The sequence below is a fragment of the Chitinibacter sp. FCG-7 genome (assembly GCF_040047665.1).
GTDB classification, from domain to species: Bacteria; Pseudomonadota; Gammaproteobacteria; order Burkholderiales; family Chitinibacteraceae; genus Chitinibacter; species Chitinibacter mangrovi.
Map to the genome: position 1 here is coordinate 1862228 of NZ_CP157355.1, position 25341 is coordinate 1887568.

Below are 25341 nucleotides of genomic sequence, written 5' to 3' on the forward strand. Positions count from 1 at the left end.
TTTGGGCTGGCCAATGGGCTTATCTTATTGTTCAAGGCATGTCATGACGCAATCGAGCACGAATAGTAGCAACCATGAGTTCGGCTGGCACGTTTCGGAAAGTCAGGCTCATTTTGATCCTTTGCTCGATTGTCTGGTTGAACTGACCCGTCTGCACGGCGAGCCCTGGACAGCACAGGCGCTGGCTGCGGGTTTGCCGCTGGTGGAAAACCGCCTCACGCCATCCTTGCTGCCTCGCGCGGCTTCACGCGCAGGGCTATCGGCCCGGGTGTTGCGGCAGGGCTTGAACGATATTCCCGAGCGCCTATACCCGACGATTATTCTGCTGCACGATCAACGTGCCTGCGTGTTGCTGGAAAAACTCCTCGACGGGCGTTTTCGCGTGCGGATGCCCGAAACCGCCGAGGCGGTTGAAGTCTTTAGCGAAGCCGAGCTGGCGGCGCAATATTCCGGTATTGCCATCATTGTGCGGCCGCGTTTTCGCTTTGATCTGCGCACGCCCGAGCTGGGCCAGATTCGTGAGCGCCACTGGTTCTGGGGCGCGATGTACGACAATTGGCGGATCTATCGCGATGCCTTGATCGCCGCCCTGCTGATCAATATTTTCGCGCTGGCGATGCCGCTGTTCTCGATGAATGTGTACGACCGGGTGGTGCCCAATCACGCGATCGAAACGCTATGGGTGCTGGCGCTGGGCGCCGGGCTGATACTGGGGTTTGATTTTGTGCTGCGCACCGCGCGCGGCTACATCCTTGATGTAGCGTCCAAGCGGATTGATATTTCCTTGTCCGCCTTGATTATGGAGCGCGTACTGGGGGTAAAAATGAGCGCCAAGCCCGCTTCGGTTGGCTCGTTCACCGCCAATTTGCGCGCCTTTGAGTCGGTGCGTGATTTTATCGCCTCAGCGTCGATCACTACCTTGGTTGACCTGCCTTTTGTGTTGATTTTCTTTCTGGTGCTGATCTGGATTTCACCGTGGCTGGTGCTGCCGCCGCTGATTGGCGCGCTGCTGATTGTCGGTTTTTCATGGCTGGCGCAGGCCAAGATGAACCAGATGGTCGAGCTAACGCAGCGCGCGGCTGCCCAGCGCAACGCGACGCTGGTTGAAAGCATGGTGGGGCTGGAAACCATCAAGATTATGAGCGCCGAAGGCGAGATGCAGCGCCGCTATGAGCGGGCAACACGCTTTCTGGCACAAATCGGTGGCCGTCTGAAGCTGCTGTCGACCACGACGGTGAACTTTGCTCAAGCCATCTCCCAGCTGGTGTCGATTGTGATTGTGATTGTCGGCGTGTATCTGCTGGTTGACGGCAAGATCACCATGGGTGGGATTATTGCCGCATCCATGCTGGCGGGGCGAGCGATGGCGCCGCTGGGGCAGGTGGCCGGTTTGCTGATGCAATACCAGAATGCCAAAACCTCGCTCGGTGCGGTGGAAAGCCATATGCAAATGCCGATTGAGCGCCCGGCCAATAGCTCGTTTTTGCATCGCGACAGCTTCCGTGGCGAAATCGAATTTCGCAATGTTACTTTCCGCTACCCGGATCGCGACGATATTGCGCTGAAAAATGTCAGCTTCAAAATGCAAGCAGGCGAAAAAGTGGGCGTGATCGGCCGGGTTGGCTCGGGCAAAACAACGATAGAAAAACTGATTTTGGGACTGTATCAGCCGGAAGAGGGCGCTGTGCTTATCGATGGGATCGATACCCGCCAGATAGACCCGGCCGAGCTGCGTCGCGCCATCGGTTTTGTACCGCAAGATCCGCTGCTGTTTTTTGGCACGCTCAAGCAAAATATCGCGTTGGGCAATGCCTCGGCTGACGACGCGCAAGTGCTCGCGGCGGCCGAGCTGGCCGGGATTGCCGAGTTTGTAAACGCCAATCCGCGTGGTTTTGATATGCAGATTGGCGAGCGGGGCGATTCATTATCGGGTGGCCAGCGGCAAGCCGTGTCGATTGCCAGGGCTGTTTTGAACGATCCACCCATGCTGATTCTGGACGAGCCCAGCAGTGCGATGGACCATCAAAGCGAAGAACGCCTCAAGCAGCGTTTGCGCACCTATCTGGCGGGCAAATCCATGTTGCTGGTGACGCATCGCACGTCCTTGCTTGAGCTGGTCGATCGCCTGATCGTGATTGATCAGGGGCAGGTGATGGCTGACGGGCCGAAAGCGCAAGTGGTCGAGGCCCTGCAACAAGGCCGGATCGGCAAAGCCGGAGGGGCGGCATGATGAAGGACGCAAACATGATGCCGACGCAGGCCAAACCAAATATCTTCAAACGCATCTGGAGCAAAATCAGCAATCGCAGCGATATGCTGTTTGATCGCTATATCTTTTTTGCCGAAGAAAAAGACCTGATCGACGATAGCGACTATATCGCAGACGCCAACCACACCATCGTCGAGCAAAGCCCGCATGGTGCACGCGTGTTGATCCGAGCCTCAGCACTGGCGATTTTTGTGCTGATTCTGTGGGCGGCATTTGCCGAGCTGGACGAAGTGACCAAGGGCGAGGGCAAAGTGATTCCTTCGCGTGAATTGCAGGTGATCCAGAGTCTGGATGGCGGTAGTGTGCAGGAAATTCTGGTGCGCGAAGGTCAGCAGGTGAAAAAAGGCCAGCTGCTGCTCAAGATTGATTCAACGCGCTTTGTCTCCACGCTGAAAGAAAGCCGGGCGCAATATCTGTCGCTGAAAGCCAAGGCCGCACGGCTCGATGCACTGGCCAATGGCAAGCCTTTTACCATGCCCGAAGAGGTGCTGACCGAAGCGCCCGAAATCGCCAATCAGGAACAGATGCTGTACGAGTCCAAGCGCTCCGAGCTCGATGCCAGCCTGGGCGTAGCGCGCCAGCAAATGAATCAGCGCACGCAGGAGCTCAACGAGATTCGCACGCGTCGCGAGCAAGCATCGCAAGGCTATGAGCTAACCAAGAAAGAACTCGATGCCACACGGCCCTTGCTGAAAAGCGGCGCGGTGTCCGATGTTGAAGTCTTGCGTCTTGAGCGCGATGTGTCGCGCTACCGTGGCGAGCGTGATAGTGCCAGTGCACAGATTCCGCGTGTGCAGGCTTCGATTTCCGAAGCCAGCCGCAAAATTCAGGAAGTCGAGCTGGTCTTTCGCAATCAGGCCCGCACCGAGCTGGCCGAAACCAGCGGCAAGTTAAGCTCGATTTCGGAAGGCAATGTGGGGCTGGCCGATCGCGTTAAACAATCGGAAATCCGCTCGCCAATGGACGGCACGGTTAAACAGCTGTTCGCCAATACGGTGGGCGGCGTGGTGCAGCCGGGCAAAGACATTATCGAAATCGTACCATCGGGAGAGAGCCTGATGCTGGAAGTGAGAATCCAGCCGCGCGATATTGCCTTCTTGCGCCCCAAGCAGCAGGCCACCGTCAAGTTCACCGCCTATGATTTCTCGATTTATGGCGGTCTGGCCGCCGAAGTGGTGCAAATCGGCGCTGATACCGTCAAGGATGAAAAAGGCAATGTGTTCTACCTGATCCGGGTACGCACGACCGAGGGCTTTCTGGAAAAAGACGGCAAACGCCTGCCGATTATTCCGGGCATGATCGCCGAGGTCGATGTGTTGACCGGCAAGAAAACCGTGCTGTCCTATTTGCTAAAACCTGTGTTGCGCGCTAAATCCAGCGCATTGAGCGAACGATGAGCCGAACTCTTTATTTGATCAGCGATGATCCGGTCTTGCTGGCGCACTGGCAGCAAAGTCTGGCGGCGTATCCGCTGCAGCAGGTGGGTGCCGCGCCTTTGCCCGCTGGTGCGACGCTGATTGTTGACGCCGCCTGCCGCGGCGAGATGGGCTGGCAGCGGCTGGCAGAGCAAGGCAAGGTAGCGGGGCACGCGGTTTTGCTCGCCAGCTCGACGCCGAATGACGAAGAGGGCTATCGGGCGCTGCAGCTGGGCTTTAGTGGTTATTGCCATGCTTATGCACCCGCGCCATTGCTTGAGCAGATTGTCGAAGTGATTCAGGCGGGTGAGATCTGGGCCGGACGCTCGCTGGTGCAGCGTCTGGTGAGCGCCGTCAACCGTTTACCGGCACAATCTGCCAGCCTGCAAGGCTTGTCCGAGCGCGAAACCCAGGTAGCACAGCTGACGGCAAAAGGCCTGAGCAATAAGGAAATTGCCCGCCAGCTCGACATCACCGAGCGCACGGTCAAGGCACATTTATCGCTGATTTTTGAAAAGCTCAAGGTCAGCGATCGCGTCCAGCTGGTGCTGCGAGTCAACGGACTGGGTTAGTCGCTTTTTTCTCGCCATTTCTCGGCAAAATTCCCTTTTCTGATCAACCGCTTATCCGTCTTCCGGGCTGACTGTACTTTGGTACAGTCGCCAGATTCATGCCAGTGCCGTAAATTCCATCATTAGGAAAATCTAATTCTGGAGCATGCGTCATGGCCGAAACAATCATCAGCAGCAACAATAAAGCACCCCAACAAATCGTTGTTGTCGAAGGCGAAGCATTTATCCGCGATGCCAGCGGCAAAGTGACCCCTGTTGTGGCGGGTGATCAGTTGCAGGAAGGCCAGGTGATTTTTACTTCGGCCACCGGCCATGTGACGCTGCTGCTGCCTAACGGCCAGGTGATCGAGCTGGGCGCAGACCGCAATCTGCTGCTGGATGGCGATTTGGCGGCGACCCAGCCGACTGACGCGACTGAAGCCAAAGTCGCCAATACCGACGCCAGCGCAGACCAGATCATCAATGCGCTGAATCAGGGTAAAGATCTTTCCGAAGAACTCGAAGCTACCGCTGCGGGTCTGAATGGCGCGGGTGGTGAGGGCGAGGGCAGCGGCTTTGTCCGTTTGCTGCGGATTGTGGAGCAGGTTGATCCGGTCAGCTTCGAATTCGCGACCGCCCTGCCACCTGCCGAACCAATTGCGCCTGTCGCGGCCAGCAGTGAAGCCCAATCTGAAGTACCGGCCGACAATCGCAACCCGGATTTTGTCGACGCCAATAGCAACCCGCTGGCTAACAATGTTAGCGTTACTACATCCGAAGATACACCGGTAAGTGGCCAGCTAAGCGCCCGTGACCAAGACGGTGACACGCTGACTTATAGCAAAATCAGCGATCCGCTCAATGGAAGTGCGACAGTATTACCCGATGGGCGCGTGACTTACACGCCTAATCCCGATTACAACGGCCCGGACAGCTTCCAGGTGATCGTGTCCGACGGCAAAGGTGGTACTGATACGCTGACTGTGAATGTTGGCGTTACGCCGGTGAACGACGCACCAGACGCGATCAACGACACAGCCAGCACCTTGATCAATACCCCCGTACAGAATATCAACGTACTCGGCAATGACAAAGACGTTGACGGCGATACCCTCACTGTAACCGGTGCCAACCTGCAAGACCCAAGCAAAGGCTCGGTCACGGTAAACCCAGACGGCACGCTCAATTTCATCCCTGCGACCAATGTACTGGGCCCGGTGGTGATCACTTACACCATTAGCGATGGCAAAGGCGGCACTGACACTGCCCAGCTCACCGTCAATGTGGGTGACGTACCGACTCCGCCGATTGCCAAAATCGAAGTTGGTCAGCCTGGCCCGCAAGACGACAGCGTCGTTGAAGGCAACGCACTGGTTTACAACGTCACACTGAGCACCGCAAGCCCGAAAGCGGAAAGCTACAGTTTTGTGCTGGGCGGCGGCAGCGCAGTCGAAGCCGATATCGATCGCACTAATCTGACGTTCAGCAACGGCGTTACCTATGACGCCGCCACCGGGAAAATCACCGTGCCAGCTGGCGTCACCAGCTTTAGCGTCACTCTGCCAACGGTGGACGACGCACTGATCGAAAGCACCGAAACCGTACCATTGACCATCGGCGGCGTGAGTGCAGACGGCAGCATCACCGACAACGACAGCGCCAATCTGAGCATCACGCCCGATCTAGGCAACGCCGGCGTGTCGGAAGGCAGCGCCGCCGTTTTCACACTGACACTGAGCAACCCATCGGCAACGCCAACTGAAGTAACGCTCAATTTGCTCACTGGCGGTAACAATACGGCGTCTGCAGCCGATGTAGGTGCGCTTGAATACTTCAATGGCAGCAGCTGGGTGCCGGTCGTAGACGGCAAAGTAACCCTGCCAGCCAATGAAACCAGTTTGCAGATCCGTGTCCCTACCGTGCAAGATAGTGTGTATGAAGGCAAAGAAACCTTCCAGTTGCAAGCCACGGTTAATGGGCAAACTGCTACCGGTAACGGCAGCATCATTGATGATGCAACAGGTACGGTGCCACCAGGCCAGCCTGGCCTGCCCGACAACGACCAGCCTAAAGTCAGCATTGCAGGCGTCACCCCGGGCAACGAGCAAGGCTCGGTGGGCGTTGTGTACAGCTTGAAGCTTGATCACGCGAGCACGACAACGACCCAGGTCGCCATCGAGCTCAAAAACGGAACTGCAACACTGGGTAGCGACACGGCTGCAGTTGAAGTGAGCTTTGACGGTGGTGCGACGTATATCCCGGTGAGCGGTAGCAGTATTGATGTTCCGGCCAATACTACCGACTTCCAGATCCGCATCGCCGTAGTTGACGATGCCCTGATCGAAGGCACCGAAAACATCACGCTGGCAGCGAAGAGCCAATACGACACCGCTTTCACCGCCGCCGTAAGCGGTGACATCCTAGATAACGACAACAACGTCGCGCCACCAAGCCTGACAATCAATCCGGCCTTGGGCAATGATAGCGTGTCGGAAGGTAGTGGTGCCGTCTTCACGCTGACACTGAGCAATCCGGCTGCGACACCGACCGAAGTGAGTCTGAATGTGCTCACAGGCGGTAGTAATACGGCAGTTGCTGGCGACGTCGGCGCACTCGAATACTTCAACGGCAGCAACTGGGTGGCTGTTGCAGGTGGTAAAGTCACTATTCCGGCCAACACGGCGAGTCTGCAGGTTCGTGTGCCAACCACGCAAGATAGCGTCTATGAAGGCAAAGAAACCTTCCAGCTACAAGCGATCGTTAACGGGCAAACGGTGATTGGTAATGGCAGCATTATCGACAACGGTAGCGGCAAGGTGCCACCTGGCCAACCCGGATTGCCTGACAACGACCAGCCGCACGTGCAAAGCATTACGCAAGTCCCCAACAGCGGCAAGGAAACCGGCCCCGTTGCCGTTGACTTCGCTGTGACGCTCGATCATGCCAGCAGCACGCCGACGCAAGTCACGCTCGACTTGCAAGGCATCAGCGCCACCTTGGGCAGCGATACCGGATTGGTGGAAGTCGACTTCGGCGACGGCAAAGGGTATCAGTCTGTGGTCGGCAACAGCATTAGCGTACCGGCCAATACCACCGGCTTCACCGTCCGCGTTGCGGTCGTTGACGACGCGTTGGTCGAAGGCAGCGAAACGCTCAGCCTGAACGCCAAAACCGAATATGAAAGCACCGGCAAAACCGGTATCGGCAGCATTGAAGACAACGACAGCCAAGGCATCACCATTGTGGGAGCAGGCAACGGCACCGGCACTGGCGACACCGTCGTGTTTGAAGGCACCGCCGCCGTCTTCACCGTCAAACTGGACGCTGCTTCGGCCAGCGACACCGCTGTCAGCCTCACGCTGACCACCGCCGGTGGCACCGGCCAGGCCGCCGCAGGCGACGTCGGCGCACTCGAATACTTCAACGGCAGCAACTGGGTACCGGTTGTCGGTGGTCAAGTCACCATCAAAGCCGGTGACACCAGCGTGCAAGTACGCGTACCGACCACCGGTGATGACGTCTTTGAAGGCGCAGAAACCTTCAGCCTCAAAGCGGACGTTGCCGGTGTTGGCAGCGCCACTGGTGTGGGCACGATTGTGGACGACGGCCGTACCGGCCCGACCCCACCGATTGGCACCCCTGACAACGACCAGCCGCACGTGCAAAGCATTACGCAAGTCCCCAACAGCGGCAAGGAAACCGGCCCCGTTGCCGTTGACTTCGCTGTGATGCTCGATCATGCCAGCAGCACGCCGACGCAAGTCACGCTCGACTTGCAAGGCATCAGCGCCACCTTGGGCAGCGATACCGGATTGGTGGAAGTCGACTTCGGCGACGGCAAAGGGTATCAGTCTGTCGTTGGCAATAGCATTAGCGTACCGGCCAATACTACCGGCTTCACCGTCCGCGTTGCGGTCGTTGACGACGCGTTGGTCGAAGGCAGCGAAACGCTCAGCCTGAACGCCAAAACCGAATATGAAAGCACCGGCAAAACCGGCATCGGCAGCATTGAAGACAACGACAGCCAGGGCATCACCATTGTGGGTGCGGGCAACGGCACCGGCACTGGCGACACCGTCGTGTTTGAAGGCACCGCCGCCGTCTTCACCGTCAAACTGGACGCCGCTTCGGCCAGCGACACCGCTGTCAGCCTCACGCTGACCACCGCCGGTGGTACCGGCCAGGCCGCCGCAGGCGACGTGGGCGCACTCGAATACTTCAACGGCAGCAACTGGGTACCGGTTGTCGGTGGTCAAGTCACCATCAAAGCCGGTGACACCAGCGTGCAAGTACGCGTACCGACCACCGGTGATGACGTCTTTGAAGGCGCAGAAACCTTCAGCCTCAAAGCGGACGTTGCCGGTGTTGGCAGCGCCACTGGTGTGGGCACGATTGTGGACGACGGCCGTACCGGCCCGACCCCACCGATTGGCACCCCTGACAACGACCAGCCGCACGTGCAAAGCATTACGCAAGTCCCCAACAGCGGCAAGGAAACCGGCCCCGTTGCCGTTGACTTCGCTGTGACGCTCGATCATGCCAGCAGCACGCCGACGCAAGTCACGCTCGACTTGCAAGGCATCAGCGCCACCTTGGGCAGCGATACCGGATTGGTGGAAGTCGACTTCGGCGACGGCAAAGGGTATCAGTCTGTGGTCGGCAACAGCATTAGCGTACCGGCCAATACCACCGGCTTCACCGTCCGCGTTGCGGTCGTTGACGACGCGTTGGTCGAAGGCAGCGAAACGCTCAGCCTGAACGCCAAAACCGAATATGAAAGCACCGGCAAAACCGGTATCGGCAGCATTGAAGACAACGACAGCCAAGGCATCACCATTGTGGGAGCAGGCAACGGCACCGGCACTGGCGACACCGTCGTGTTTGAAGGCACCGCCGCCGTCTTCACCGTCAAACTGGACGCTGCTTCGGCCAGCGACACCGCTGTCAGCCTCACGCTGACCACCGCCGGTGGCACCGGCCAGGCCGCCGCAGGCGACGTCGGCGCACTCGAATACTTCAACGGCAGCAACTGGGTACCGGTTGTCGGTGGTCAAGTCACCATCAAAGCCGGTGACACCAGCGTGCAAGTACGCGTACCGACCACCGGTGATGACGTCTTTGAAGGCGCAGAAACCTTCAGCCTCAAAGCGGACGTTGCCGGTGTTGGCAGCGCCACTGGTGTGGGCACGATTGTGGACGACGGCCGTACCGGCCCGACCCCACCGATTGGCACCCCTGACAACGACCAGCCGCACGTGCAAAGCATTACGCAAGTCCCCAACAGCGGCAAGGAAACCGGCCCCGTTGCCGTTGACTTCGCTGTGACGCTCGATCATGCCAGCAGCACGCCGACGCAAGTCACGCTCGACTTGCAAGGCATCAGCGCCACCTTGGGCAGCGATACCGGATTGGTGGAAGTCGACTTCGGCGACGGCAAAGGGTATCAGTCTGTCGTTGGCAATAGCATTAGCGTACCGGCCAATACTACCGGCTTCACCGTCCGCGTTGCGGTCGTTGACGACGCGTTGGTTGAAGGCAGCGAAACGCTTAGCCTCACTGCTAAAACTGAATATGAAAGCACCGGCAAAACCGGTATCGGCAGCATTGAAGACAACGACAGCCAAGGCATCACCATTGTGGGAGCAGGCAACGGCACCGGCACTGGCGACACCGTCGTGTTTGAAGGCACCGCCGCCGTCTTCACCGTCAAACTGGACGCTGCTTCGGCCAGCGACACCGCTGTCAGCCTCACGCTGACCACCGCCGGTGGCACCGGCCAGGCCGCCGCAGGCGACGTCGGCGCACTCGAATACTTCAACGGCAGCAACTGGGTACCGGTTGTCGGTGGTCAAGTCACCATCAAAGCCGGTGACACCAGCGTGCAAGTACGCGTACCGACCACCGGTGATGACGTCTTTGAAGGCGCAGAAACCTTCAGCCTCAAAGCGGACGTTGCCGGTGTTGGCAGCGCCACTGGTGTGGGCACGATTGTGGACGACGGCCGTACCGGCCCGACCCCACCGATTGGCACCCCTGACAACGACCAGCCGCACGTGCAAAGCATTACGCAAGTCCCCAACAGCGGCAAGGAAACCGGCCCCGTTGCCGTTGACTTCGCTGTGATGCTCGATCATGCCAGCAGCACGCCGACGCAAGTCACGCTCGACTTGCAAGGCATCAGCGCCACCTTGGGCAGCGATACCGGATTGGTGGAAGTCGACTTCGGCGACGGCAAAGGGTATCAGTCTGTCGTTGGCAATAGCATTAGCGTACCGGCCAATACTACCGGCTTCACCGTCCGCGTTGCGGTCGTTGACGACGCGTTGGTCGAAGGCAGCGAAACGCTCAGCCTGAACGCCAAAACCGAATATGAAAGCACCGGCAAAACCGGTATCGGCAGCATTGAAGACAACGACAGCCAAGGCATCACCATTGTGGGAGCAGGCAACGGCACCGGCACTGGCGACACCGTCGTGTTTGAAGGCACCGCCGCCGTCTTCACCGTCAAACTGGACGCTGCTTCGGCCAGCGACACCGCTGTCAGCCTCACGCTGACCACCGCCGGTGGCACCGGCCAGGCCGCCGCAGGCGACGTCGGCGCACTCGAATACTTCAACGGCAGCAACTGGGTACCGGTTGTCGGTGGTCAAGTCACCATCAAAGCCGGTGACACCAGCGTGCAAGTACGCGTACCGACCACCGGTGATGACGTCTTTGAAGGCGCAGAAACCTTCAGCCTCAAAGCGGACGTTGCCGGTGTTGGCAGCGCCACTGGTGTGGGCACGATTGTGGACGACGGCCGTACCGGCCCGACCCCACCGATTGGCACCCCTGACAACGACCAGCCGCACGTGCAAAGCATTACGCAAGTCCCCAACAGCGGCAAGGAAACCGGCCCCGTTGCCGTTGACTTCGCTGTGATGCTCGATCATGCCAGCAGCACGCCGACGCAAGTCACGCTCGACTTGCAAGGCATCAGCGCCACCTTGGGCAGCGATACCGGATTGGTGGAAGTCGACTTCGGCGACGGCAAAGGGTATCAGTCTGTGGTCGGCAACAGCATTAGCGTACCGGCCAATACCACCGGCTTCACCGTCCGCGTTGCGGTCGTTGACGACGCGTTGGTTGAAGGCAGCGAAACGCTTAGCCTCACTGCTAAAACTGAATATGAAAGCACCGGCAAAACCGGCATCGGCAGCATTGAAGACAACGACAGCCAGGGCATCACCATTGTGGGTGCGGGCAACGGCACCGGCACTGGCGACACCGTCGTGTTTGAAGGCACCGCCGCCGTCTTCACCGTCAAACTGGACGCCGCTTCGGCCAGCGACACCGCTGTCAGCCTCACGCTGACCACCGCCGGTGGTACCGGCCAGGCCGCCGCAGGCGACGTGGGCGCACTCGAATACTTCAACGGCAGCAACTGGGTACCAGTCGTTGGTGGTCAAGTCACCATCAAAGCCGGTGACACCAGCGTGCAAGTACGCGTACCGACCACGCCAGACAGCGTCTTTGAGGGTGCAGAAACCTTCAGCCTCAAAGCGGACGTTGCGGGTGTTGGCAGCGCCACTGGTGTGGGCACGATTGTGGACGACGGCCGTACCGGCCCGACCCCACCGATTGGCACCCCTGACAACGACCAGCCGCACGTGCAAAGCATTACGCAAGTCCCCAACAGCGGCAAGGAAACCGGCCCCGTTGCCGTTGACTTCGCTGTGATGCTCGATCATGCCAGCAGCACGCCGACGCAAGTCACGCTCGACTTGCAAGGCATCAGCGCCACCTTGGGCAGCGATACCGGATTGGTGGAAGTCGACTTCGGCGACGGCAAAGGGTATCAGTCTGTCGTTGGCAATAGCATTAGCGTACCGGCCAATACTACCGGCTTCACCGTCCGCGTTGCGGTCGTTGACGACGCGTTGGTCGAAGGCAGCGAAACGCTCAGCCTGAACGCCAAAACCGAATATGAAAGCACCGGCAAAACCGGTATCGGCAGCATTGAAGACAACGACAGCCAAGGCATCACCATTGTGGGAGCAGGCAACGGCACCGGCACTGGCGACACCGTCGTGTTTGAAGGCACCGCCGCCGTCTTCACCGTCAAACTGGACGCTGCTTCGGCCAGCGACACCGCTGTCAGCCTCACGCTGACCACCGCCGGTGGCACCGGCCAGGCCGCCGCAGGCGACGTCGGCGCACTCGAATACTTCAACGGCAGCAACTGGGTACCGGTTGTCGGTGGTCAAGTCACCATCAAAGCCGGTGACACCAGCGTGCAAGTACGCGTACCGACCACCGGTGATGACGTCTTTGAAGGCGCAGAAACCTTCAGCCTCAAAGCGGACGTTGCCGGTGTTGGCAGCGCCACTGGTGTGGGCACGATTGTGGACGACGGCCGTACCGGCCCGACCCCACCGATTGGCACCCCTGACAACGACCAGCCGCACGTGCAAAGCATTACGCAAGTCCCCAACAGCGGCAAGGAAACCGGCCCCGTTGCCGTTGACTTCGCTGTGATGCTCGATCATGCCAGCAGCACGCCGACGCAAGTCACGCTCGACTTGCAAGGCATCAGCGCCACCTTGGGCAGCGATACCGGATTGGTGGAAGTCGACTTCGGCGACGGCAAAGGGTATCAGTCTGTGGTCGGCAACAGCATTAGCGTACCGGCCAATACCACCGGCTTCACCGTCCGCGTTGCGGTCGTTGACGACGCGTTGGTTGAAGGCAGCGAAACGCTTAGCCTCACTGCTAAAACTGAATATGAAAGCACCGGCAAAACCGGCATCGGCAGCATTGAAGACAACGACAGCCAGGGCATCACCATTGTGGGTGCGGGCAACGGCACCGGCACTGGCGACACCGTCGTGTTTGAAGGCACCGCCGCCGTCTTCACCGTCAAACTGGACGCCGCTTCGGCCAGCGACACCGCTGTCAGCCTCACGCTGACCACCGCCGGTGGTACCGGCCAGGCCGCCGCAGGCGACGTGGGCGCACTCGAATACTTCAACGGCAGCAACTGGGTACCAGTCGTTGGTGGTCAAGTCACCATCAAAGCCGGTGACACCAGCGTGCAAGTACGCGTACCGACCACGCCAGACAGCGTCTTTGAGGGTGCAGAAACCTTCAGCCTCAAAGCGGACGTTGCGGGTGTTGGCAGCGCCACTGGTGTGGGCACGATTGTGGACGACGGCCGTACCGGCCCGACCCCACCGATTGGCACCCCTGACAACGACCAGCCGCACGTGCAAAGCATTACGCAAGTCCCCAACAGCGGCAAGGAAACCGGCCCCGTTGCCGTTGACTTCGCTGTGACGCTCGATCATGCCAGCAGCACGCCGACGCAAGTCACGCTCGACTTGCAAGGCATCAGCGCCACCTTGGGCAGCGATACCGGATTGGTGGAAGTCGACTTCGGCGACGGCAAAGGGTATCAGTCTGTGGTCGGCAACAGCATTAGCGTACCGGCCAATACCACCGGCTTCACCGTCCGCGTTGCGGTCGTTGACGACGCGTTGGTCGAAGGCAGCGAAACGCTCAGCCTGAACGCCAAAACCGAATATGAAAGCACCGGCAAAACCGGTATCGGCAGCATTGAAGACAACGACAGCCAGGGCATCACCATTGTGGGTGCGGGCAACGGCACCGGCACTGGCGACACCGTCGTGTTTGAAGGCACCGCCGCCGTCTTCACCGTCAAACTGGACGCTGCTTCGGCCAGCGACACCGCTGTCAGCCTCACGCTGACCACCGCCGGTGGCACCGGCCAGGCCGCCGCAGGCGACGTCGGCGCACTCGAATACTTCAACGGCAGCAACTGGGTACCGGTTGTCGGTGGTCAAGTCACCATCAAAGCCGGTGACACCAGCGTGCAAGTACGCGTACCGACCACCGGTGATGACGTCTTTGAAGGCGCAGAAACCTTCAGCCTCAAAGCGGACGTTGCCGGTGTTGGCAGCGCCACTGGTGTGGGCACGATTGTGGACGACGGCCGTACCGGCCCGACCCCACCGATTGGCACCCCTGACAACGACCAGCCGCACGTGCAAAGCATTACGCAAGTCCCCAACAGCGGCAAGGAAACCGGCCCCGTTGCCGTTGACTTCGCTGTGATGCTCGATCATGCCAGCAGCACGCCGACGCAAGTCACGCTCGACTTGCAAGGCATCAGCGCCACCTTGGGCAGCGATACCGGATTGGTGGAAGTCGACTTCGGCGACGGCAAAGGGTATCAGTCTGTGGTCGGCAACAGCATTAGCGTACCGGCCAATACCACCGGCTTCACCGTCCGCGTTGCGGTCGTTGACGACGCGTTGGTTGAAGGCAGCGAAACGCTTAGCCTCACTGCTAAAACTGAATATGAAAGCACCGGCAAAACCGGTATCGGCAGCATTGAAGACAACGACAGCCAAGGCATCACCATTGTGGGAGCAGGCAACGGCACCGGCACTGGCGACACCGTCGTGTTTGAAGGCACCGCCGCCGTCTTCACCGTCAAACTGGACGCTGCTTCGGCCAGCGACACCGCTGTCAGCCTCACGCTGACCACCGCCGGTGGCACCGGCCAGGCCGCCGCAGGCGACGTCGGCGCACTCGAATACTTCAACGGCAGCAACTGGGTACCGGTTGTCGGTGGTCAAGTCACCATCAAAGCCGGTGACACCAGCGTGCAAGTACGCGTACCGACCACCGGTGATGACGTCTTTGAAGGCGCAGAAACCTTCAGCCTCAAAGCGGACGTTGCCGGTGTTGGCAGCGCCACTGGTGTGGGCACGATTGTGGACGACGGCCGTACCGGCCCGACCCCACCGATTGGCACCCCTGACAACGACCAGCCGCACGTGCAAAGCATTACGCAAGTCCCCAACAGCGGCAAGGAAACCGGCCCCGTTGCCGTTGACTTCGCTGTGATGCTCGATCATGCCAGCAGCACGCCGACGCAAGTCACGCTCGACTTGCAAGGCATCAGCGCCACCTTGGGCAGCGATACCGGATTGGTGGAAGTCGACTTCGGCGACGGCAAAGGGTATCAGTCTGTCGTTGGCAATAGCATTAGCGTACCGGCCAATACCACCGGCTTCACCGTCCGCGTTGCGGTCGTTGACGACGCGTTGGTTGAAGGCAGCGAAACGCTTAGCCTCACTGCTAAAACTGAATATGAAAGCACCGGCAAAACCGGTATCGGCAGCATTGAAGACAACGACAGCCAAGGCATCACCATTGTGGGAGCAGGCAACGGCACCGGCACTGGCGACACCGTCGTGTTTGAAGGCACCGCCGCCGTCTTCACCGTCAAACTGGACGCTGCTTCGGCCAGCGACACCGCTGTCAGCCTCACGCTGACCACCGCCGGTGGCACCGGCCAGGCCGCCGCAGGCGACGTCGGCGCACTCGAATACTTCAACGGCAGCAACTGGGTACCGGTTGTCGGTGGTCAAGTCACCATCAAAGCCGGTGACACCAGCGTGCAAGTACGCGTACCGACCACCGGTGATGACGTCTTTGAAGGCGCAGAAACCTTCAGCCTCAAAGCGGACGTTGCCGGTGTTGGCAGCGCCACTGGTGTGGGCACGATTGTGGACGACGGCCGTACCGGCCCGAACCCACCGATTGGCACCCCTGACAACGACCAGCCGCACGTGCAAAGCATTACGCAAGTCCCCAACAGCGGCAAGGAAACCGGCCCCGTTGCCGTTGACTTCGCTGTGATGCTCGATCATGCCAGCAGCACGCCGACGCAAGTCACGCTCGACTTGCAAGGCATCAGCGCCACCTTGGGCAGCGATACCGGATTGGTGGAAGTCGACTTCGGCGACGGCAAAGGGTATCAGTCTGTGGTCGGCAACAGCATTAGCGTACCGGCCAATACCACCGGCTTCACCGTCCGCGTTGCGGTCGTTGACGACGCGTTGGTTGAAGGCAGCGAAACGCTTAGCCTCACTGCTAAAACTGAATATGAAAGCACCGGCAAAACCGGCATCGGCAGCATTGAAGACAATGATCTAGCTCCTACTATTGCTCTGGATGCCAACATCACGGCTGATGACATCATCAACGCCGCTGAAGCGGGTCAGACGATTGCCGTGACAGGCACCGTGGGTGGCGACGCCAAAGTCGGCGACACGGTCACTTTGACGATCAACAACAAGACCTTTACCGGTCTGGTGACGGCAGGCAATGTCTTCAGCATCAACGTACCAGGTGCAGACCTAGCGGCGGATGCAGATCGTACGATTGATGCGTCTGTGACGACTACCGATGCGGCAGGCAACAGCGGCAGCGCGACCGATACCGAAGGTTACAGTGTTAACACAACAACACCGACGCCGATCATTACGTTGAATCCAAGTATCACAGTGGATGACATCATTAACGTGACCGAAGCAAGCCAGACGATTGCCGTGACAGGCACCGTGGGGGGCGACGCCAAAGTCGGTGACACGGTGACGCTGACGATCAACAACAAGACCTTCACCGGTCTGGTGACGGCAGGCAATGTGTTCAGCATCAACGTACCGGGTGCAGACCTGGCGGCGGATGCAGATCGCACGATCAACGCTTCTGTAACCACCACCGACGCGGCGGGTAATACTGGTTCTGCCAGCGACACCGAAGGCTACAGCGTTGACACCACTGCGCCAGTACCGACGATCACGCTGAACCCGAACATCACTGCTGATGACATCATCAACGCGGCTGAAGCGGGTCAGACGATTGCGGTTAGCGGTACCGTCGGTGGCGACGCCAAAGTCGGTGATACCGTGACGTTGACGATCAACAACAAGACCTTCACCGGTCTGGTGACGGCGGGCAATGTCTTCAGCATCAACGTACCGGGTGCAGACCTGGCGGCGGATGCAGATCGCACGATCAATGCTTCTGTGACGACGACCGATGCAGCGGGTAATACTGGCTCAGCCAGCGATACCGAAGGCTACAGCGTTGACACCACTGCGCCAGTACCAACGATCACGCTGAACCCGAACATCACGGTACGATGACATCATCAACGCGGCTGAAGCGGGTCAGACGATTGCGGTCAGCGGTACCGTCGGTGGCGATGCCAAAGTCGGTGACACGGTGACTCTGACGATCAACAACAAGACCTTCACCGGTCTGGTGACGGCAGGCAATGTGTTCAGCATCAACGTACCGGGTGCAGACCTGGCGGCGGATGCAGATCGCACAATCAATGCCTCAGTGACGACGACCGATGCGGCAGGCAACAGCGGCAGTGCGACCGACACCGAAGGCTACAGCGTTGATACCACAGCGCCAGTACCAACGATCACGTTGAACCCGAACATCACCGCCGATGACATCATCAACGCGGCTGAAGCGGGTCAGACGATTGCAGTGAGCGGTACGGTGGGTGGCGACGCCAAGGTTGGCGACACTGTCACACTGACCATCAACAACAAGACCTTCACCGGTCTGGTGACGGCAGGCAATGTGTTCAGCATCAACGTTCCGGGCGCCGACCTGGCCGCTGATGCAGATCGCACGATTGATGCCTCAGTGACGACTACCGATGCGGCGGGCAACAGCGGCAGTGCGACCGACACTGAAGGTTACAGTGTTAACACAACAACACCGATGCCGATCATTACGTTGAATCCAAGTATCACAGTGGATGACATCATTAACGTGACCGAAGCAAGCCAGACGATTGCCGTGACAGGCACCGTCGGTGGCGACGCCAAAGTCGGTGACACGGTGACGCTGACGATCAACAACAAGACCTTCACCGGTCTGGTGACGGCAGGCAATGTGTTCAGCATCAACGTACCGGGTGCAGACCTGGCGGCGGATGCAGATCGCACAATCAATGCCTCAGTGACGACGACCGATGCGGCAGGCAACAGCGGCAGTGCGACCGACACCGAAGGCTACAGCGTTGATACCACAGCGCCAGTACCAACGATCACGTTGAACCCGAACATCACCGCCGATGACATCATCAACGCGGCTGAAGCGGGTCAGACGATTGCAGTGAGCGGTACGGTGGGCGGCGACGCCAAGGTTGGCGACACGGTGACGCTGACGATCAACAACAAGACCTTCACCGGTCTGGTGACGGCAGGCAATGTCTTCAGCATCAACGTACCGGGTGCAGACTTGGCGGCGGATGCGGATCGCACGATTGATGCGTCTGTGACGACTACCGATGCGGCGGGCAACAGCGGCAGTGCGACCGACACTGAAGGTTACAGTGTTAACACAACAACACCGATGCCGATCATTACGTTGAATCCAAGTATCACAGTGGATGACATCATTAACGTGACCGAAGCAAGCCAGACGATTGCCGTGACAGGCACCGTCGGTGGCGACGCCAAAGTCGGTGACACGGTGACGCTGACGATCAACAACAAGACCTTCACCGGTCTGGTGACGGCAGGCAATGTGTTCAGCATCAACGTACCGGGTGCAGACCTGGCGGCGGATGCAGATCGCACAATCAATGCCTCAGTGACGACGACCGATGCGGCAGGCAACAGCGGCAGTGCGACCGACACCGAAGGCTACAGCGTTGATACCACAGCGCCAGTACCAACGATCACGTTGAACCCGAACATCACCGCCGATGACATCATCAACGCGGCTGAAGCGGGTCAAACGATTGCGGTCAGCGGTACCGTGGGTGGCGACGCCAAGGTTGGCGACACTGTCACACTGACCATCAACAACAAGACCTTCACCGGTCTGGTGACGGCAGGCAATGTGTTCAGCATCAACGTTCCGGGCGCCGACCTGGCCGCTGATGCAGATCGCACGATTGATGCCTCAGTGACGACCACTGATGCAGCTGGCAACAGCGGCAGTGCGACCGACACTGAAGGTTACAGTGTTAACACAACAACACCGATGCCGATCATTACGTTGAATCCAAGTATCACAGTGGATGACATCATTAACGTGACCGAAGCAAGCCAGACGATTGCCGTGACAGGCACCGTCGGTGGCGACGCCAAAGTCGGTGACACGGTGACGCTGACGATCAACAACAAGACCTTCACCGGTCTGGTGACGGCAGGCAATGTGTTCAGCATCAACGTACCGGGTGCAGACCTGGCGGCGGATGCAGATCGCACAATCAATGCCTCAGTGACGACGACCGATGCGGCAGGCAACAGCGGCAGTGCGACCGACACCGAAGGCTACAGCGTTGATACCACAGCGCCAGTACCAACGATCACGTTGAACCCGAACATCACCGCCGATGACATCATCAACGCGGCTGAAGCGGGTCAAACGATTGCGGTCAGCGGTACCGTGGGTGGCGACGCCAAGGTTGGCGACACTGTCACACTGACCATCAACAACAAGACCTTCACCGGTCTGGTGACGGCAGGCAATGTGTTCAGCATCAACGTTCCGGGCGCCGACCTGGCCGCTGATGCAGATCGCACGATTGATGCCTCAGTGACGACCACTGATGCAGCTGGTAACAGCGGCAGTGCGACCGATACCGAAGGTTTCTCGGTGAATCTCAACGCGCCAACGGTGGGTAATGGTTCGGCAACCGTATCCGAAGAAGGTTTGAGCAATGGTTTGAAAGACACTGCTGGTACTTCGGATACGACGGATCTGGTGTCTCGCTCTGGCACGATTGCGGTAGCGGATGCCGATGGTAACCCGGTCACCGTGACCCTGCAGCAGCCAGGCGAAGCGTTAACGTCGAATGGCCAGCCAATCACCTGGTCGGGTGATGGTACGCAGACGCTGGTGGGTTCTGTGGGTGGTACGGTGGTAGCAACCATCACGATCAATAATGCAGGTCAGTACAATGTAACCCTGTCAGGCCCGATCGATCACCCGAATACCAGCGCTGAAGACGTGAAATCCTTCAACGTCGGTGTGAAAGCATCTGATGGCGTCAACGTTGGCAACGGTACTTTGACTGTTAATGTCGAAGACGATGCGCCGATCGGAGCCAGCCAGACCGTTGATGTGCAGATGCCATACATCAATACCAATCTGGTGCTGACGCTGGATATGTCGGGCAGCATGAACAGTGCCAGTGGCATTGCCGGCAAAACACGCCTGCAAGTGGCTAAAGAAGCAATTACCCAGCTGATTAATGATTATGACAATGTGGGTGACGTCAAAATCATGCTGGTAACCTTTGATGCTAGTGGTCAAACACGCCTGAGTAATGGTCAGGTCTGGATGACGGCTTCGGAAGCTAAAGCCATTCTGAATGCCTTGCCTGCGCCTTCCAATACGGCTGCGACAGACTACGATGCCGCATTGTCGCAAGTCACATCGAACTATGACGCTGCTGGCAAGCTGACTGGTGCGCAAAATGTGGCGTATTTCTTCTCGGATGGCGCGCCAAACGATGGCAATGGCTCGAATGGGATCGTGGGTTCCGAAATCACGGATTGGACTAATTTCCTTAATGCCAAGGACATTAATTCGCTGGCTATTGGTCTGGGAACAGGCGTCAATAGCACGAATCTGGACCCAGTTGCTTATAACGGCGCGGGTACAGGCAGCGAAGCCAATTCGATTATTGTCACCGACTTGGCGCAACTGCCACCGATCCTGCGTGATACCGTGCTGACGCCATCTGCAGGCCAGATTGCGGTGAATGGTAACGCCTCCAGCTTGTTTGGTGCGGATGGCGGGCATATTAATGACGTTTCGGTTGATGGTTTCAAATTCACGTTTGATACCGCCAGCAACTCGATTCTGACTTCTGCGCCGGGAACAAAATACACCTTTGATGCCAGCACCCACATTCTGAAAATTACTACGGCGCTGGGTGGTTTGTTTGCGGTCGATATGGACGACGGCAAGTACACCTACACGCCACCGACCAGCCTGACAGCGACCGCGCAGGAAAAAATCGGCTACACGCTGATTGATAATGATGGTGACAAGGACACGTCAAACAGCGTGTTGACGCTGAATGTGATCCCGCCGCGTTATAACACTGCGCCAGTTGCGGCTGATGATTACAGCTTCACCAAGCAGAATCAGGCCGTGACGGTGAATGTGTTGGCCAATGATAAGGACGCGCAAGGCGATACGCTGAGCATTCTGGGCACGCCAACCGTGATTTCCGGCAATGGCACGGTCACGAAAAACGCCGATGGTACGCTGACCTTTACGCCTGCCAATGGCTGGCTGGGTGAAGCGCAGATCGAATACACCGTGTCTGATGGTTACGGTGGCACTGATAAGGCTATTGTCTTTGTCCGTGTTGTACCACCGGATGCCGTACTCGATGGCTCGGGTGATGGCGGTGTAGGTTCATACTTTGTTCGCGGACCTGAATCGGGTGCGGGTAACATCATTGATGTGGCAACTTCGGCCTACTTCAATGCCAATAACGTACCGCAGGCGGGGGCTCAGTATTCATCAACTGCAACAGGCAATGCGCAAGTTATCCTCACTGGTGGCAGTAATGACCACGTTGAGGCGGGTGCGGGCAATGACCTGATCTATATGGGCGAAACGCAGAGTGCCAATAATTCGGTGCTGGAAGGAACAACCGCGGACTTCCTGACGGGGGCGCGCAAAGACTTCCTGATGAATGCCGACGGTACTTTGTCCACGGTGGCGAACAACGACAAGATGGTACAGTCGATTGTGAATCAGATGCAGCCGGTGACCGATCTGGTCAATGCGGGTGCGGGCGATGACACGGTGTTTGGTGAAAATGGCTCGGATGCCTTGTACGGCGGCGCAGGCAATGACAAATTGTTTGGCGGTGCTGGTCTGGACATCTTGCGCGGTGGTGCCGGTAACGATTTGCTGGTAGGCGGTGCGGGCAATGACTTGCTGCGCGGTGATGCGGGTGCCGATGTCTTCAAATGGACTCTGGGTGATCAGGCGGCAACGCCGGGTGCAACTGCTGCCGGTGCTGGCAATGCGTATGGTATTGGCAACAATATCAATATTGCGAGCAAAGCGACTGATCTGATTGTGGACTTTGACAAAACGGCCAATACCGGTGATGCGCTTGATCTGCGTGATTTGCTGCAAGGCGAAAATAGCGGCAACCTGACTCAATACCTGCATTTTGAAAAATCAGGCAGCGATACGGTGGTGCATATCAGCAGTGCGGGCAAGTTTACCGGCAGCGCTGCGGATTACACCGCGCAGGAAGATCAGACCATCATCCTCAAAAACATTGATCTGGGTGCGACCGGCTCCAATGATCAGACGGTGATCCAGACCTTGCTGAACAACAAGAATCTGCTCACCGATTAATCGGCGGCCTTGGCTCCAACAAAAAACCCCTGATTGGTATCAGGGGTTTTTTATTGCATGGGTATTTGTCTCTAGGTCAATTCAGTAAGGCTCTGTATGGATATACCCCTTAATTGGCCTTGCTGTCGGTGATCGGCCCCGTTGCGCCGGTAAGCCCCAGTTGCTCCAGCTGTTGCCATTCGGCGTCGGTGCGTACCATTTCGGCGATCAGCATCAGATCCAGATTGCGGGCAATGCCGACCACCGCTTTGACCAGCTGCTGGTTGCCGCTGTGCTGGTTGATTTCATGCACAAAGGTACTATCGATTTTCAAATAGTCGAGCGGCAAATCGTACAGTTTGGACATGCTGCCAATCTGGCGGTAGAAGTGCTCGATCCCCACTTTGATGCCGTGGCGATGCATTTCGGCGGCAAAGGTGGCCAGCGATTCCACATCGTCGATCAGCGCATGCTCGTTCACTTCCAGCCACAGGCGTTGCAGGCTGGCGCTCTCTTGCTGGGACAGCAGCAAGGTCAGCTCGCGACGGAAGCCGGGGTTGCTGATCGAGGCCGGGGCAATATTGACTGCCAGATCGTGCTGGTGTTGTGCCAGCTGTTGCAGTGCCAGCCGGATGGCGGCCAGATCCAGATCAGGCAAAAGCTTGAAGCGGCTGGCAAACGGCATGAACAGCCCGGTACCGAATGCAGCTCACCGCTTTCAGGGTCGGGCAGGCGCAGCATCAGTTCGTGGTGCAGCAGCTGGCCGGAAAAATCGAGCACGGCAAAGCTGGTGGCAATCAGTTGGTTCTGCTCAATGGCCGCCTGCAGGCGTTCGCGCCAGTAGGTATTGGAGCGGTTGGTTTTGTGGTGAATGAATTCGGCTGCGCATACGGCATTGTGCGGGTGCGCTTCAGCACGCGCCAGCGCGGCATCGGTACGGCTGAGCAGGCTGCTAATCGTATCGCCCAGCTCGTATTCGGCGTAGCCAATATGCAGCAAATTGCTCACCTGCGGCGACAGGCTGCCGATTTCGGCGAGTAGCTGGGTGGCAAAAGCCGGGCTGTCTTCCAGCCCTGGCGTTGCCAGCACAAAATCGGCGCCATTGAGGCGAGCCGCTTGCCAGTCGTCCTGGCTGTCGGCGTAATGAGCCAGCCGCGTGGCCAGATCCATCAGCAAGCGGTCGGTGGCTTCACGGCCCAGATTCCGGTTTAGCCCGGCCAGATTATTGAGCCGCAGCATGAATAAAGTGCCATCAGGCAGGCTTTCCTCGGCAGAGAGCAGATTGGCCAGGCGCGCCATAAAGAAGCTGCGGTTGGCCAGCCCGGTTACTGAGTCGCGGTTGGCATCGTATTTCAGCTGCTCGATGTGCGCCGATTGTTCGTCAAACATGGATTTGACCCGGGCCACCATGCTATTCATGGCATTGGCCATCGGGCGCAGCTCGATATACGGCGGCGGCGGCACATGGATGAATTTGCGCTCGCTGATCGCCGCTGCTTGCGCCATCATTTGCAAAATAGGCCGACGTATACGGTTAAGCAGTATATTCATCAATAGCCCGGTGAAGATACCCCCGAAGAGCATCCAGAAAAACAGCTTTTTGCCATTGGCCCATAGCGATTCATAGGCAAAGCGCGAGTGTGCGCTGATCTGGACTTTACCGGCCTGTTTCCAGCCATTGCTGATCAGTGCCTCGCCCGGCTGCACGGTAATCGGAAAACGCTGGACGAACCAGGCGGGCACCTTGGTGGGCAATTCGCGATTGTATTGCTCGTAAATGGTTTTGCCGTGCGGATCGCTAATCCGTATCCAGGCAAAATGCCCCGAATCAAACAAGGCATTGGTCATTAATTCAACCATGGCCGGATCATTGGCCTGCTGCGAAATCGACAGCGCCAGCGCCGAGGCGGTGTCGCTGCTTTGCGTATAAAGCTGGGTTTGCAAATAATCGCGCGCACTGAATGTACTGATCAGCAAGGCCACAATAAATGCGACCAAGGCCGAAGCAATAATCATCAGCCAGACCTGGCGAAATAAAGACATAGTGCGTTCCTTAAAAATCAATTCCTTCGCTTTGCATGCGCAGCAGCACATCTTTCCAGCGCGATAAACGATCAATCGAACCCGAAGGCTGCGTGCCGCTACCGGCGTAGATGCCTTCATGGTTAAAGCTAAATACCGGGGTCAGATCTGGGCGACGGCTGGCCGGGCGGATATCGGTAATCAGATTATCCAGAACCAGCGGCTCGGCATCGGGGCTGGCGTAATAGGTTAGTACCATATGCGCCTGGCTCACGGTGCTGTTACTGCCGCCAATTTTAGCTTTGACATAACTGAGGCGGAGTTTTTCCGGCGCAATACCCAATTCTTTCAGCGAAAAATACTTAATAATGGCAAAATCCTCGCAATCGCCAGCGGCTTTGCCTATGGTTTCCAAGGGCGTTGCCCAATAATCCGGGGCGTTCCAGATCTGGCTATCGTCGTTGAAACTGATTCTGCGATTGAAGTATTCGTTAACGCGTTTGAGTTTGTCGGTTTCGGATTGCGCCTTGATATTGCCAAACAGGGTTTGAATTTCGCCGAGCATTTTGCTGGCTGCACCGCCGTATTTGAGCTGGGCATTGCGGGCCAGTTTGTCAAAATCCCATTTGGACCAGGCGGGTAGCACAGCAACGACGAGCAGGAGCATTGCCATCATTAGCAATTGACTCAGCAGTCGTTGATATGAAATATGCATACAAGCTCGGAGCGTCAATGGTTGGGCCAATGTGGGCATTGCAGCGCGGCGTGAATGGATTTGCGCAGTTACTGAAAGGGTGAATCAGCCGCCTTGATCCATATCTTGGCATAAAGCGGATTCATCTGGCACATAAATTACACCTAATTAAAATAGGGTTACTTG

Annotated in this window: 8 protein-coding genes; 5 read left to right on the forward strand and 3 right to left on the reverse strand. The window is 58.1% G+C overall.

Features of this window, described 5'->3' with window-relative positions; genetic code table 11:
• Positions 1-43: 43 nt before the first annotated feature.
• From ABHF33_RS08900 to ABHF33_RS08920, 5 genes are all read left to right on the forward strand, one after another.
• Positions 44-2230 (forward strand): type I secretion system permease/ATPase, encoded by a 2187-nt coding sequence (locus ABHF33_RS08900; RefSeq protein ID WP_348943632.1) that lies wholly within the window; start codon positions 44-46, stop codon positions 2228-2230.
• A complete protein-coding gene (locus ABHF33_RS08905) occupies positions 2227-3666 on the forward strand; it encodes an HlyD family type I secretion periplasmic adaptor subunit (RefSeq protein WP_348943633.1) in 1440 nt (479 codons plus the stop codon). Before ABHF33_RS08900 ends, ABHF33_RS08905 begins: the two co-directional genes overlap by 4 nt.
• Positions 3663-4256, forward strand: a complete 594-nt coding sequence (locus ABHF33_RS08910; RefSeq protein ID WP_348943634.1) for a response regulator transcription factor — start codon at positions 3663-3665, stop codon at positions 4254-4256. Before ABHF33_RS08905 ends, ABHF33_RS08910 begins: the two co-directional genes overlap by 4 nt.
• 152 nt (positions 4257-4408) lie before the next feature.
• Positions 4409-17236: a retention module-containing protein gene (locus ABHF33_RS08915; protein ID WP_348943635.1), complete on the forward strand. Its 12828-nt coding sequence runs from the start codon at positions 4409-4411 to the stop codon at positions 17234-17236.
• A 31-nt stretch (positions 17237-17267) separates the two neighbouring features.
• Positions 17268-22460: an Ig-like domain-containing protein gene (locus tag ABHF33_RS08920; protein WP_348946623.1), complete on the forward strand. Its 5193-nt coding sequence runs from the start codon at positions 17268-17270 to the stop codon at positions 22458-22460.
• 109 nt (positions 22461-22569) lie between these two features.
• Here the strand turns inward: ABHF33_RS08920 and ABHF33_RS08925 are convergent, their stop codons facing one another.
• Genes ABHF33_RS08925 through ABHF33_RS08935 form a run of 3 tightly spaced genes read right to left on the reverse strand, consistent with a single transcriptional unit; the run spans position 22570 to position 25137 of the window.
• Entirely contained in the window at positions 22570-23088 is a 519-nt protein-coding gene (locus ABHF33_RS08925) for an EAL domain-containing protein (RefSeq protein WP_348946624.1), read from the reverse strand.
• On the reverse strand, positions 22974-24482 hold the full coding sequence (locus ABHF33_RS08930; protein ID WP_348943636.1) for a LapD/MoxY N-terminal periplasmic domain-containing protein: 1509 nt from the start codon (positions 24480-24482) through the stop codon (positions 22974-22976). The genes ABHF33_RS08925 and ABHF33_RS08930 overlap by 115 nt, the downstream gene beginning before the upstream one ends.
• A gap of 10 nt (positions 24483-24492) precedes the next feature.
• Positions 24493-25137, reverse strand: a complete 645-nt coding sequence (locus ABHF33_RS08935) for a transglutaminase-like cysteine peptidase (RefSeq protein WP_348943637.1) — start codon at positions 25135-25137, stop codon at positions 24493-24495.
• Between the last annotated feature and the right edge of the window lie 204 nt (positions 25138-25341).

Excerpts from the sequence above, each read along its gene's own strand:
- ABHF33_RS08905 (WP_348943633.1), top strand. The coding sequence starts at position 2,227 with ATGATGAAGGACGCAAACATGATGCCGACGCAGGCCAAACCAAATATC.
- ABHF33_RS08910 (WP_348943634.1), top strand. The coding sequence starts at position 3,663 with ATGAGCCGAACTCTTTATTTGATCAGCGATGATCCGGTCTTGCTGGCG.
- ABHF33_RS08935 (WP_348943637.1), bottom strand. The coding sequence starts at position 25,137 with ATGATGGCAATGCTCCTGCTCGTCGTTGCTGTGCTACCCGCCTGGTCC.
- ABHF33_RS08915 (WP_348943635.1), top strand. The coding sequence starts at position 4,409 with ATGGCCGAAACAATCATCAGCAGCAACAATAAAGCACCCCAACAAATC.
- ABHF33_RS08930 (WP_348943636.1), bottom strand. The coding sequence starts at position 24,482 with ATGTCTTTATTTCGCCAGGTCTGGCTGATGATTATTGCTTCGGCCTTG.
- ABHF33_RS08900 (WP_348943632.1), top strand. The coding sequence starts at position 44 with ATGACGCAATCGAGCACGAATAGTAGCAACCATGAGTTCGGCTGGCAC.